The organism is Pseudomonas sp. St29 (assembly GCF_001547915.1).
Lineage (GTDB): Bacteria > Pseudomonadota > Gammaproteobacteria > Pseudomonadales > Pseudomonadaceae > Aquipseudomonas.
Window position 1 is genome coordinate 6,306,180 of sequence record NZ_AP014628.1, and the last position, 12,733, is coordinate 6,318,912.

Below are 12,733 nucleotides of genomic sequence, written 5' to 3' on the forward strand. Positions count from 1 at the left end.
TTATCCGATCTGACCGGTCAAGGGCAACCCTGTTCCCTGGTCTTTGACGGTGTCTCGTACTTCTCCAGGCCTTCGGGGCCCAGGCGTTTGTTGATCACCGGCGCGGTCTCGGCCTGCCAGTCGGCCTGATAACAGCCCTGGCCCGGCTCGCCGGTCTCGTCCGCCGGTTTTGCCGGCGGAGCACTGGAGCACCCCGCCAGCAACGCCACGGCCATCAACAGTGGCAACGTCTTGACCATCAGAACACTCCTTTGCCCGGCCAACGGGACTCTCAGGCCTTGGCCCGGGCTTCCAGGACTTCAACCGCCGGCAGCACCTTGCCCTCGACGAACTCGAGGAACGCGCCACCACCGGTAGAAATGTAGGAGATCTGCTGGGCCACGCCATACTTGTCGATGGCCGCCAGGGTGTCGCCACCACCCGCGATGGAGAACGCGGCGCTGTCGGCGATGGCCTGGGCCAGCACCTTGGTGCCGTTGCCGAACTGATCGAATTCGAACACGCCTACCGGACCGTTCCAGAGGATGGTCTTGGAGGATTTCAGCAGCTCGGCGAACTGCGCGGCAGTCTGTGGACCGATGTCGAGGATCATGTCGTCAGCGGCAACATCAGCGATCAGCTTGACGGTAGCTTCGGCGCTTTCGGCGAACTCCTTGGCCACGACCACGTCCACCGGCAGCGGTACGCTGACCTTGGCGGCGATGGCACGGGCGGTGTCCAACAGATCCGGCTCGTACAGCGACTTGCCCACCGGATGCCCGGCAGCAGCGAGGAAGGTGTTGGCGATGCCGCCACCGACGATCAGTTGGTCGCAGATCTGGCTCAGGCTGTTGAGCACGTCCAGCTTGGTGGAAACCTTGGAGCCGGCAACGATGGCCGCCATTGGCTTGGCCGGGTTGCCCAGGGCCTTGCCCAGCGCGTCCAGTTCAGCGGCCAGCAGAGGACCTGCGGCGGCCACCTTGGCGAACTTGGCCACGCCGTGGGTCGAACCCTCGGCCCGGTGCGCGGTGCCGAAGGCGTCCATCACGAACACATCGCACAGGCCGGCGTATTGCTGGGCCAGTTCGTCGGCGTTCTTTTTCTCGCCCTTGTTGAAGCGCACGTTCTCGAACAGCACGACGTCGCCGGCCTTGACCTCGACGCCACCCAGGTAATCGGCCACCAGCGGCACTTCGCGGCCCAGGGCACGGCTCAGGTAATCGGCTACCGGCTTGAGGCTGTTCTCGGCGGAGAACTCGCCTTCGGTCGGACGGCCCAGGTGCGAGCAGACCATCACAGCCGCGCCCTTTTCCAGGGCCAGCTTGATGGTCGGCAGCGAAGCCAGGATCCGCGCATCGCTGGTGACAACACCGTCCTTGACTGGGACGTTGAGGTCTTCGCGGATCAGCACGCGCTTACCTTGCAGATCGAGGTCGGTCATCTTCAACACGGTCATGGGTCGCAATTCCTGGGTTACTGTTGTTCAGAAACAGAGAGTTTAGTGGCAGAGCGTGGAGTGGCTGTTTGCAGGTAGTGCCCAGCAACATCCAGCATCCGGTTGGCAAAGCCCCATTCGTTGTCGAACCAGGCCAGGATGTTCACCAGCCGAGGGCCGGAAACACGGGTCTGACTGGCATCGACGATCGCCGAATGGGGGTCATGATTGAAATCACAGCTGGCGTGAGGCAGCTCGGTATAGGCCAGCAGGCCCTTGAGCGGACCGCTGGTGGCGGCCTCGCGCAGGATCCGATTGACCTCGGTGGCGTCGGTATCGCTCACGGTCTGCATCGTGATATCGAGGCAGGACACGTTGACCGTCGGCACCCGCACTGCTTTGGCCTGGATTCTTCCGGCAAGTTCCGGCAGCAGGCGCTCGATGCCTCGCGCCAGACCGGTGGACACCGGAATCACCGACTGGAACGCCGAACGGGTCCGGCGCAGGTCTTCGTGGTGATAGGCGTCGATCACCGGCTGGTCGTTCATCGCCGAGTGAATGGTGGTGATCGACACGTACTCCAGGCCAATGGCCTGATCCAGCAGGCGCAACAGCGGCACGCCGCAGTTGGTGGTGCAGGAGGCGTTGGACACCAGCAGCTCGGCGCCGGTCAGGCAATTCTGATTGACCCCGTAGACAATGGTGGCGTCGACATCCGCCTCGCTGGCCATCGGCTGGGAGAACAGCACCCGTGGCGCACCGGCGTCGAGGAAACGCTGGCCGTCTTCGCGGGTGTGGTAGGCACCGGAGCATTCCAGCACCAGATCGACGCCCAGGGACGCCCAATCGATGCCTTCGGGGGTGGCACTGCGCAGCACTTTCACGCAGTTGCCATTGATATGCAGACAGTCGCCGTCGACTTTCACCTCACCGGGAAACCGCCCGTGGGTGGAGTCGAAGCGTGTCAGGTATTCAACACTGGCCATGTCGGCCAGATCGTTGATGGCGACGATCTCGAACCCGGCCGCAGCCCCTCGCTCGAACAGAGCACGCAAGACGCAACGACCAATCCGGCCGTAGCCGTTGAGTGCAACTTTATAGGGACGCGGTTGAGGCATGGGGTTCTCGATCAGGCACAGGCAGACGAACTTGTTATACGCACCCATCGTAGGCGCTGGCTTGCCAGCGATCAGCGGTGTGTCAGGCAGACCGCGAATCGCTGGCAAGCCAGCGCCTACAAAGGGATCGCGGTGGCTGGGCCACCGCGTGCTTTTTTAGTCTTCCAGCAGCTCTTCGGCCTGGCCCAGGATGTTGTCCAGGGTGAAACCGAACTCTTCGAACAAGGCCGACGCAGGCGCCGACTCGCCGTAGGTGGTCATGCCGATCACGCGGCCTTCCAGGCCCACGTACTTGTACCAGAAGTCGGCATGGGCGGCTTCGATGGCGATCCGCGCGCTGACCTGCAGCGGCAGCACCGATTGCTTGTAGCCGGCATCCTGGGCGTCGAACACGCTGGTGCACGGCATGGAAACCACCCGCACCTTGCGGCCCTGCTCGGTCAGCTTGTCGAAAGCCTGAACCGCCAGGCCCACTTCCGAACCGGTGGCGATCAGGATCAGCTCAGGCTCGCCTGCACAGTCCTTCAACACGTAGCCACCGCGGCTGATATCGGCGATCTGGCCGGCATCGCGGGTTTGGTGCTGCAGGTTCTGGCGGGAGAAGATCAGCGCCGAAGGACCGTCCTTGCGCTCCAGGGCGTACTTCCAGGACACCGCCGATTCCACGGCGTCGGCCGGGCGCCAGGTGTCGAGGTTCGGGGTGCTGCGCAGGCTGGTCAGTTGCTCGATCGGCTGGTGGGTCGGGCCGTCTTCGCCCAGGCCGATGGAGTCGTGGGTGTAGACGTGGATCACCCGCTGCTTCATCAGCGCCGACATGCGCACCGCGTTGCGGGCGTATTCCATGAACATCAGGAAGGTCGCGCCGTAAGGCACCAGGCCGCCGTGCAGGGCAACGCCGTTCATGATGGCGGTCATGCCGAATTCGCGCACGCCGTAGTACATGTAGTTGCCGCTGGCGTCTTCAGCGCTGACGCCCTTGCAGCCTTTCCACAGGGTCAGGTTGGAACCGGCCAGGTCGGCCGAGCCGCCGAGGAACTCGGGCAGCAGCGGACCGAAGGCGTTCAGGGTGTTCTGGCTGGCTTTACGGCTGGCGATGGTTTCGCCCTTGGCCGCCACTTCAGCGATATAGGCATTGGCCTTCTCGGCGAAGTCCGCTGGCAGATCACCGGCGAGGCGACGCACCAGTTCGTTGGCTTCGGTCGGGAATGCGGCGGAGTAGGCAGCAAAACGCTGGTCCCACTCGGCTTCCACGGCGCGGCCGGCTTCCTTGGCGTCCCACTCGGCATAGATGTCGGCCGGGATTTCGAACGGGCCATGGTTCCACTTCAGCGCAGCGCGGGTCAGGGCGATTTCCTCGGCACCCAGTGGCGCGCCGTGGCAGTCTTCCTTGCCCTGCTTGTTCGGCGAACCGAAACCGATGGTGGTCTTGCAGCAGATCAGGGTCGGCAGCGGGCTCTTGCGCGCGGTGTCGATGGCCGTCTTGATCTCTTCCGGATCGTGGCCATCGACATTGCGGATCACCTGCCAGTTGTAGGCTTCGAAACGCTTGGGCGTGTCGTCGGTGAACCAGCCTTCGACTTCACCGTCGATGGAGATGCCGTTGTCATCGTAGAAGGCGATCAGCTTGCCCAGGCCCAGGGTACCGGCCAGGGAGGCCACTTCATGGGAAATGCCTTCCATCATGCAGCCATCACCCAGGAACACGTAGGTGTGGTGATCGACGATGTTGTGCCCCGGACGGTTGAACTGCGCCGCCAGGACTTTTTCCGCCAGGGCGAAGCCCACGGCATTGGCCAGACCCTGGCCCAGGGGACCAGTGGTGGTTTCAACGCCCGGGGTGTAGCCGAATTCCGGGTGGCCCGGGGTGCGGCTGTGCAGTTGGCGGAAGTTCTTCAGGTCATCGATCGACAGGTCGTAGCCGGTCAGGTGCAGCAGCGAGTAGATCAGCATCGAGCCATGACCGTTGGACAGCACGAAGCGGTCACGGTCGGCGAAGGATGGATTGCTCGGGTTGTGCTTGAGGTAGTCACGCCAAAGCACTTCGGCGATATCCGCCATACCCATGGGGGCACCTGGATGGCCGCTGTTGGCTTTTTGCACGGCATCCATGCTGAGGGCACGAATGGCGTTGGCACGCTCACGACGGCTGGGCATCGCTGATCTCCTGAGGATTGAATAAAACGAAACGGAAAAAAGGCCTGCATTTTCCCTCAGGCGTCTGGCGGGGGCAATGACAGATAGTCACTCAGGCATGTTTTTCCCATGGATAAGCCGGCAATCCACTGAGCAAACCCGCTTGTCGCCGGCCGACAGGGCCACCAGGGCTCTGGCAGAAGCCCCTTGAGGGGCAATATCAAAACTTTTTGATATTGATCTTGCAGGCCTTTGCAGGCACCTCTAGACTGCGCCCCTATGAACCTGAGCGCACCCTCCATTGATCATGACGATTGCGACGAGCTGGCCGCCCTGTGCAAGGCCGGCGGCGATCCTCTGCGACTCAATGTATTGCGCGCCCTGAGCAACGACTCGTTCGGCGTACTGGAACTGGCGCAGATCTTTGCCATCGGCCAGTCGGGCATGAGCCACCATTTGAAGGTCCTGGCCCAGGCCAGCCTGGTGGCGACCCGCCGTGAAGGCAACGCGATTTTCTACCGCCGTGCCCTGCCCCACACCGAACTCTTGGGCGGCAAGCTGCACGCCGCCCTGCTGGACGAAGTCGACCAGGTGCGACTGCCGGTGGATGTCCAGAACCGGATTGGCCTGGTGCACCGGCAACGGGCCGCAGCCAGCCAGGACTTCTTTTCCCGGGTGGCGGATAAATTCCGCGCCCAGCAGGACCTGATCGCAGGACTGCCCCAGTACCGCGACAGCGTGCTCGCGCTACTGGACAAGCTGAGCTTCAAAGCAATGGCCACGGCCATTGAAGTGGGTCCCGGCGACGGTGGTTTTCTCCCCGACCTGGCCCGACGCTTTGCCCGGGTCACCGCGCTGGACAACAGTCCGGCGATGCTTGAACTGGCCCGTCAGCTGTGTGAACGCGAAACACTGGCTAACGTCAGCCTGCAACTGGCCGATGCACTGGATGGCGTACAACTGACGGCCGACTGCGTGGTGCTGAACATGGTCCTGCACCATTTCGCCGCACCGGCCGAGGCCCTCAAGCAGATGGCCCAATTGCTGCAACCAGGCGGCAGCCTGTTGGTAACAGACTTGTGCAGCCACAACCAGAGTTGGGCCAAAGAGGCTTGCGGCGATCTCTGGCTAGGGTTCGAACAAGATGATTTGGCCCGCTGGGCCACCGCTGCGGGACTGATTCCCGGGGAAAGCCTCTATGTGGGCTTACGTAATGGTTTCCAGATCCAGGTCCGCCATTTTCAGCGACCGGCTGGCGACACTCACCATCGGTAAATTTTAGGAAACCGTCGAGATGAGCGAATACTCCCTTTTCACCTCCGAGTCCGTGTCTGAAGGGCATCCGGATAAAATCGCTGACCAGATTTCCGATGCGGTGCTGGACGCCATCATTGCCCAGGACAAACACGCTCGCGTGGCAGTGGAAACCCTGGTCAAGACCGGTGTCGCCATCGTCGCTGGGGAAGTCACCACCAGCGCCTGGGTCGACCTGGAGCAGATCGTTCGCGACGTGATCTGCGACATCGGCTACACCAGCTCCGACGTTGGCTTCGACGGCGCCACCTGCGGCGTGATGAACATCATTGGCAAGCAGTCCCCCGACATCAACCAGGGTGTCGACCGCGCCAAGCCTGAAGATCAGGGCGCCGGCGACCAGGGCCTGATGTTCGGCTACGCCAGCAACGAAACCGCCGCGCTGATGCCGGCGCCGATCGCCTTCTCGCACCAGCTGGTCCATCGCCAGGCTGAAGCACGCAAATCGGGCCTGCTGCCATGGCTGCGCCCGGACGCCAAGTCCCAGGTCACCTGCCGCTATGAAAACGGCATCGTGGTCGGCATCGACGCCGTGGTGCTGTCGACCCAGCACAACCCTGAAGTGTCGTACAACGACCTGCGCGAAGGCGTGATGGAGCTGATCGTCAAGCACGTGCTGCCAGCCGAACTGCTGCACAAGGACACCCAGTTCCACATCAACCCGACCGGCCAGTTCATCATCGGTGGCCCGGTGGGCGACTGCGGCCTGACCGGGCGCAAGATCATCGTCGACAGCTACGGCGGCATGGCCCGTCACGGCGGCGGCGCGTTCTCCGGCAAGGACCCATCCAAGGTCGACCGCTCCGCGGCCTATGCCGGTCGCTACGTGGCCAAGAACATCGTCGCCGCCGGCCTGGCCGAGCGCTGCGAGATCCAGGTGTCCTACGCCATCGGCGTGGCTCAACCGACCTCGATCTCCCTGAACACCTTCGGCACCGGCAAGATCAGCGACGACAAGATCGTCAAGCTGGTTCGCGAGCACTTCGACCTGCGTCCTTACGCAATCACTACCATGCTCGACCTGCTGCACCCGATGTACCAGGAAACCGCAGCCTACGGTCACTTCGGCCGTGCTCCGCAAACCAAGACCGTGGGTGACGACACCTTCACCACCTTCACTTGGGAAAAGACCGACCGCGCCGACGCCCTGCGCGCTGCCGCCGGCCTCTAAGCGTCACCCGGTAACAGACAAAGCCCCGCCGGCACCACCGGCGGGGCTTTTTTGTCGCCAGAGGTTTCTCTCTGCAGGGCAATTGTCCAGGTATCCACTGGCCAAGCCAGCGCCCCAGGCCATCATGAAACACCCCGCAACCACCTCGCCGAAAAATCGCCCCACGCCCACCTACCCTTCAAGGCATGCCCATTCCGAGCAAGGACGCTCCCCATGCTGCCAAGACTCTTGTTGCTGTTTCTGGCCCTCACCGGCCTGCCCGCCCTGGCCCAATGCCCCGACTGGTCCAGTGCCCGGGCCGAACGGGAACTCACCGCCCTGCAACAACAGCTCGAGGCCTGGGACATCCGCTATCACCGACACGGTCAATCGCCCGTCGCCGACGAGCTCTATGATCAGTCCCGGCAGCGCCTGACCCGCCTGCAACAATGCTTCCCCCAGCTTCCCGTAGCCGCGGCCCCTGCCCTGCTCGGCGCCCGGGGCCCCGTGCCCCACCCCATCGCCCACACCGGAGTGGAAAAACTCCCCGACGACAACGCAGTACAGCTCTGGCTGAAAGGCCGTGAAGGCATCTGGGCGCAACCCAAGATCGATGGCGTGGCGGTCACCCTGATCTACCGCCAGGGCCGTTTCCACCAGGCACTGAGCCGGGGTGATGGCTGGCACGGCCAGGACTGGAGCGCCCGCGCCCGGCAGATCGCGGCCATCCCCAAACAACTGCCCCAGCCCGTGGACCTGCTCTTGCAGGGAGAGCTCTATCAACGACTGGAGCAACACATCCAGGCCCGCTCCGGCAGCCTCAATGCCCGCAGCCGGGTCGCCGGATGGCTGGCACGCAAACACCTGTCGGCGGCAGAGGCGGCACAAATCGGCCTGTTCGTCTGGGACTGGCCCCAAGGCCCCGCCCCCCTGAGTGAACGCCTGGAGCAACTGGCGCAGCTGGGCTTCACCGAAGGCGCCGAGTACAGCCGCCCGATCGCCGGGTTCAGCGAGGCCCGGCACTGGCGAGAACACTGGTACCGTTCGCCCCTGCCCTTTGCCAGCGACGGCATCATCCTGCGCCAGAGCCTGCGCCCCGCCGCCGAACGCTGGCAGGCCAGGGCCCCACATTGGATTGCAGCCTGGAAATACCCCTATGCCCAGGCCCTGGCCAATGTGCGTCAGGTGCGCTTCCGGATCGGCCGCACCGGGCGCATCAGTCCCTTGCTGGACATCGACCCGGTGGTCCTCGATGACCGACAGATCCGCCGCGTCAGCGTCGGCTCGCTGCAACGCTGGCAAGCCCTGGATATCGTCCCCGGCGACCAGGTGGCCATCAGCCTGGCCGGACTGACCCTCCCCCGCCTGGATGGCGTGGTCCTCAGGAGCCAGCAACGCCAGGCGATCCAGGCGCCAGCGCCGGAGGACTTTCATGCCCTGAGCTGCTGGCGGCCAACCCCCGGATGCGAAGGCCAGTTTGTCGCCCGCCTGGCCTGGCTCAGCGGCAAACAGGGACTGCACCTGGACCATATCGGCGAACAAACCTGGGCCAGGCTGGTTGAAACAGGCCGTATCAAAGGCCTTTTGGATTGGCTGACCCTGGATCAGGCAGAGCTTGCTACCATTGCCGGCTTCGGCGCACGCAGCAGCCTGCGACTGATCGAGAGTCTGCAACAGGCAAGGCAGCGACCCTTCGCACGCTGGCTCAAGGCCCTGGGCCTGCCGCCCAGCGGCTCGGCCGAATTGAACGGTCCATGGCAGGTGCTGGCTTCACGCAACAGCCTGGACTGGCAGAACGAAGCCGGTGTCGGCCCGGAACGGGCTGCGCAGTTGGTGGCGTTTTTTCGCGAGCCCCAGGTGCAGGCCTTGCAGGCGACCCTGAATCAGGCCGGAATCAACGGCTTTTAGGCCGCCATCCGGGAGCGCACATTGAACCACCCTGGCAGGAATGCGCTCCAACAGCCCATTCCCGGTATGACAGTCAGTATTTTTTCATTGGTTATTTTTTGATCTTTTTTCACCTGGAGCCTTCCATGAAACTGTTTCCGTCCCTCGCTGCCCTGACCCTGTGCAGCCTGATGAGCGCGCCCCTGCTGGCCGCCGAACAAGCCCAGCCACTGACCGGCTGCGCCGCCAAGCGCCAGGCGATCATGACCCAGATCGAACAGGCCAAGGCCCATGGCAACAGCGATCAGCAGGCCGGCCTGGAGCGCGCCCTGAGCGAAGTCACCACCCATTGCACCGATGCCTCGCTGAAGAAGGATCGGGAAAACAAGGTGCTGGAAGCCAAGCATGAAGTCAGCCGGCGTCAGGCCGACCTGGAAAAGGCCATGAAGAAAGGCGACTCGGAGAAGATCAACAAGCGCAAGGACAAGCTCGCCGAGTCCCGCAAGGAACTGCAGCAAGCCCTGGACGAACTGGACAAGTAAGCGCTGCCCTCCCTGGCATCGACCTCACTCAGTGATTACGAAACTCCTTGTGACAGGCACTGCAGACGTCCTCGACTTTCTGCACGGCCGGCCCCAGATTGCTGGCCTTGTAGGGCTGGACCTGGCTGATAGTCACCAGCTCGGCGGTGGCCGCTTCAAGGTTGCGCGCCAGCTCCTGGAAACGCGCCTGCTTGCGCCAGACATCATCGGTGGCGCTGCTGTGGTCCTGCTCCCTGACCTCGGGAAAATGCTTCCAGGGCTCATGGGACAGGGCATCCAGCTTCACCGCGCCTTCGGCAAAACGTGCGCCGTCGAAAGGAATCCGCCCACGCAGCATGCCCCCCAGGTCCTCGCCGGTCTTGAGCATCTGTTTGAAGATCGCCTTGCGCTGGCCCAGGGGAGAGTTGGGGTCGACACCGCCACAGGCGGAAAGCGTCAGGCAGGCCAGCAATACAACGGAAAGTCTTTTTAGCGTCATGGTGGCTTCAGGTCAGGTCACGGAAACGGCGGCCAGTATCCTCGCCTCCCCGGCAAACACCAATAGCCCTATTAACAATAGGGGTTGTCCATCGTCATGCCGCTGATGGATACCCCCCAAGGAAACACAGCATGAACCCGAGCTTCCTCCGCTGGCGTCGCCACCTGCTCTGGGCCCTGCCAGCCCTGGCACTGCTCGCCGGCTGCAACGGCGGCGACAACAGCAAGGCCCCACAGACCCACGCCCTGGCCACTTACAACAGCGCCCCCTGGGAGTCCCTGCCCAGCGTTGCCGATAACGACCTGCTGGCCGGCTTCGGTGCCTGGCGCAGTGCCTGCACCCGCTTGAAGACTGATCCGATCTGGGGTGCCACCTGCGCTGCGGCGGCCAATGTGCCGCAGACCCCGACAGCCATCCGCGGCTTTCTCAAGGAGCACCTGGAGGTCTACGGCCTGCGCTCGGGCAGCGGCAGCAGCAACGGCCTGATCACCGGCTACTACGAACCGGTGTATCCCGGTAGCCTGACCCAGACACCGAGCGCCAGTGTGCCGGTGTACGGGGTGCCGGAGGACATGATCATCGTCGCCCTGGACAGTCTCTACCCGGAACTCAAGGGCAAGCGCCTGCGAGGCCGGCTCGAAGGTCGGGTGCTCAAGCCCTATGACGACGCGGCGACCATCGAAACCAAGGGGGTCAAGGCTCCGGTGCTGGCCTGGCTGACCGATCCGATGGACCTGCAATTCCTGCAGATCCAGGGTTCGGGAAGGATCCAGCTGGACGACGGACGCCAACTGCGGATCGGCTACGCCGACCAGAACGGCCACCCGTACCGGCCCATCGGACGCTGGCTGGTGGAGCAGGGCGAATTGAAGAAAGAAGACGTGACCATGGGCACCATCGCCGCCTGGGCCAAGGCTCATCCGACGCGGATTCCCGAACTGCTGGGCAGCAACCCGAGCTACGTCTTCTTCAACCGCAACCCGGACAGCAACGAAGGCCCCCGAGGCTCATTGAACGTACCGCTGACGCCCGGCTACAGCGTCGCGGTGGACCGCAAGGTGATTCCCCTGGGCAGCTTGCTGTGGTTATCCACCACGCGCCCGGATGGCAGCAGCCTGGTGCGCCCGGTGGCCGCTCAGGACACGGGCGGCGCGATTACCGGCGAAGTCCGTGCCGATCTGTTCTGGGGCACTGGCGAGGCGGCCGGGCAACTGGCCGGCGACATGAAGCAGCAGGGGCAGATCTGGATGCTCTGGCCCAAGGGCGCGCCACTGCCCAAAGTGCCGGAAGTGCCCGATACCCCGTGACCCGCTACAGGAGCCGGCTTGTCGACGAAGGCGACCATGAAGGCGCTTTCGCCGACAAGCCGGCTGCTGCAAGAGGGTGTTTCAGACTGAAACGAAGAAGAAGCTGGCGATCAGGCCCATGCCCACGAACCACACCAGGGAGCGCAGGATCGCCCAGTCCGCCAGGTAGCAGATCATGTAAAGCAGGCGACTGGTGATAAACAGCACCGCCAGCACGTTGATCGTCACCAGCTCGGCGTTGCCCGCCACATGGGCGATGATCACTGCCGCCGCAAATGCCGGGGTCACCTCGAAGCCGTTGAGCTGCGCGTTATGGGCCCGCTTGGGCAGCCCCTCCAGGGTATTCAGGAACGCCCGCGGATCATGGTTGTAACGAAGCCCATATTTGCCGGCGCCCTTGGCAATGGCGGTACACAGGTACGGCAGGACAATTGCGATCAATACACACCAGAAAGCGACAGTCATGGAGCACATCCTTTTTTATGAGTTTTCAGGGGGGTCTTCAGAACTTCATCACCAACATGCCGATCAGCACCAACCCACAGGCTAAGAGCCGGGGCCGGCCGAAAGGTTCTTTCAGGTAGCGCATGCCGAACAGCACCACCAAAATCACACTGATCTCGCGCAACGCCGCCGCTTCGGCAATCGACCCCAACTGCATGGCCCACAGCACCAGGGCGTAGCTGAACAGCACACAGAATCCGACGCTGAGCCCCAGGCGCCACTGTTCACGCCAGAACAGGATGAAGGCCGGGCGCTTGCAGACCATGGCCAACAGAGGAAAGGGCCAGGCGCTGAGCAGGGTGACCCAGGTCAGGTAGTCCAGCGGATGGGACCAGCGGCGCAAGGCCTGGCCGTCGATGAAGGTGTAGCAACCGATGCACAGGCCGATCAACGCCACCACCGGCAACATGTTCCAGGGCAGGCGCGCCCCACCGCCCCCCTGCCAGAGCAAGCAGAGCATGCCGAAGGGAATCAGCAGGATGCCGAGGATCTGCTGGGTATTGAGCTCCTCGCCGGCAAAGATCAGGGTCAAGGCCAACACCACCAATGGCGACAGACCGCGCATCAGTGGATAGACCAGCCCCAGGTCGCCCACCCGATACGCCTGGATCAACAGATAGCGGTACAAGAGCTCGAAGGCCGCCGAGGCGATGATCCAAGGCCAGAGTTCCAACGGCGGCCACTGCAGGAAAAACAGCATGCTCGCCACGAACAGCAGAGCCACGCTGTCCATGCAGGCCACCACCAACAGGCGCTCGCCGCTGAACTTGATCAGGGTGCTCCATGCCGCATGCAGCAGCGCCGCCACCAGAACCAGACTTGTCGCCAGCACCTCACACTCCCTGTTGGCCCGAAAGAGAATCGATTCATCCTGCGTTCCCGGCCG

The 12,733-nt window shown here is 63.4% G+C and carries 12 protein-coding genes; 5 read left to right on the forward strand and 7 right to left on the reverse strand.

All coding sequences use genetic code 11. The features are described from left to right. Positions 1 to 17: 17 nt before the first annotated feature. The 4 genes from PST29_RS28145 to tkt form a co-directional block, all read right to left on the reverse strand. Complete coding sequence (locus PST29_RS28145) at positions 18 to 239, reverse strand: hypothetical protein (RefSeq protein ID WP_060841488.1); 222 nt, start codon at positions 237 to 239, stop codon at positions 18 to 20. A 32-nt stretch (positions 240 to 271) separates the two neighbouring features. Continuing rightward, a complete protein-coding gene (locus tag PST29_RS28150; RefSeq protein ID WP_060841489.1) occupies positions 272 to 1,435 on the reverse strand; it encodes a phosphoglycerate kinase in 1,164 nt (387 codons plus the stop codon). Positions 1,436 to 1,452: 17 nt separating this feature from the next. Beyond that, the gene (epd, locus tag PST29_RS28155; RefSeq protein ID WP_060845181.1) at positions 1,453 to 2,532 is read right to left on the reverse strand and encodes an erythrose-4-phosphate dehydrogenase; all 1,080 of its coding nucleotides are present in this window, start codon (positions 2,530 to 2,532) and stop codon (positions 1,453 to 1,455) included. Positions 2,533 to 2,688: 156 nt separating this feature from the next. After that, positions 2,689 to 4,686 (reverse strand): transketolase, encoded by a 1,998-nt coding sequence (gene tkt / locus PST29_RS28160; protein ID WP_060841490.1) that lies wholly within the window; start codon positions 4,684 to 4,686, stop codon positions 2,689 to 2,691. A gap of 258 nt (positions 4,687 to 4,944) precedes the next feature. On the opposite strand from tkt, the gene PST29_RS28165 reads away from it, so the two are divergent. From PST29_RS28165 to PST29_RS28180, 4 genes are all read left to right on the forward strand, one after another. Beyond that, a complete protein-coding gene (locus tag PST29_RS28165; protein ID WP_060841491.1) occupies positions 4,945 to 5,940 on the forward strand; it encodes an ArsR/SmtB family transcription factor in 996 nt (331 codons plus the stop codon). Between the two features lie 19 nt (positions 5,941 to 5,959). After that, positions 5,960 to 7,150, forward strand: coding sequence for a methionine adenosyltransferase (gene metK / locus PST29_RS28170; protein ID WP_060841492.1), 1,191 nt, complete (start codon positions 5,960 to 5,962; stop codon positions 7,148 to 7,150). A 213-nt stretch (positions 7,151 to 7,363) separates the two neighbouring features. Continuing rightward, positions 7,364 to 9,037: an NAD-dependent DNA ligase LigB gene (ligB, locus tag PST29_RS28175; RefSeq protein ID WP_060844850.1), complete on the forward strand. Its 1,674-nt coding sequence runs from the start codon at positions 7,364 to 7,366 to the stop codon at positions 9,035 to 9,037. A 125-nt stretch (positions 9,038 to 9,162) separates the two neighbouring features. Continuing rightward, the gene (locus tag PST29_RS28180) at positions 9,163 to 9,558 is read left to right on the forward strand and encodes a DUF1090 domain-containing protein (protein WP_060841494.1); all 396 of its coding nucleotides are present in this window, start codon (positions 9,163 to 9,165) and stop codon (positions 9,556 to 9,558) included. A gap of 28 nt (positions 9,559 to 9,586) precedes the next feature. On the opposite strand, the gene PST29_RS28185 is transcribed toward PST29_RS28180, so the two are convergent. Beyond that, a complete protein-coding gene (locus tag PST29_RS28185) occupies positions 9,587 to 10,036 on the reverse strand; it encodes a c-type cytochrome (RefSeq protein ID WP_060841495.1) in 450 nt (149 codons plus the stop codon). Between the two features lie 131 nt (positions 10,037 to 10,167). Here PST29_RS28185 and mltA point away from each other — a divergent pair, with 131 nt between their 5' ends. Further along, positions 10,168 to 11,343 (forward strand): murein transglycosylase A, encoded by a 1,176-nt coding sequence (gene mltA, locus PST29_RS28190; RefSeq protein ID WP_060844851.1) that lies wholly within the window; start codon positions 10,168 to 10,170, stop codon positions 11,341 to 11,343. Between the two features lie 81 nt (positions 11,344 to 11,424). On the opposite strand, the gene PST29_RS28195 is transcribed toward mltA, so the two are convergent. Together PST29_RS28195 and PST29_RS28200 are read right to left on the reverse strand one after the other, a co-directional pair. Further along, entirely contained in the window at positions 11,425 to 11,808 is a 384-nt protein-coding gene (locus PST29_RS28195) for an MAPEG family protein (RefSeq protein ID WP_060841497.1), read from the reverse strand. A 37-nt stretch (positions 11,809 to 11,845) separates the two neighbouring features. Continuing rightward, a complete protein-coding gene (locus PST29_RS28200) occupies positions 11,846 to 12,679 on the reverse strand; it encodes an EamA family transporter (protein ID WP_060844852.1) in 834 nt (277 codons plus the stop codon). Between the last annotated feature and the right edge of the window lie 54 nt (positions 12,680 to 12,733).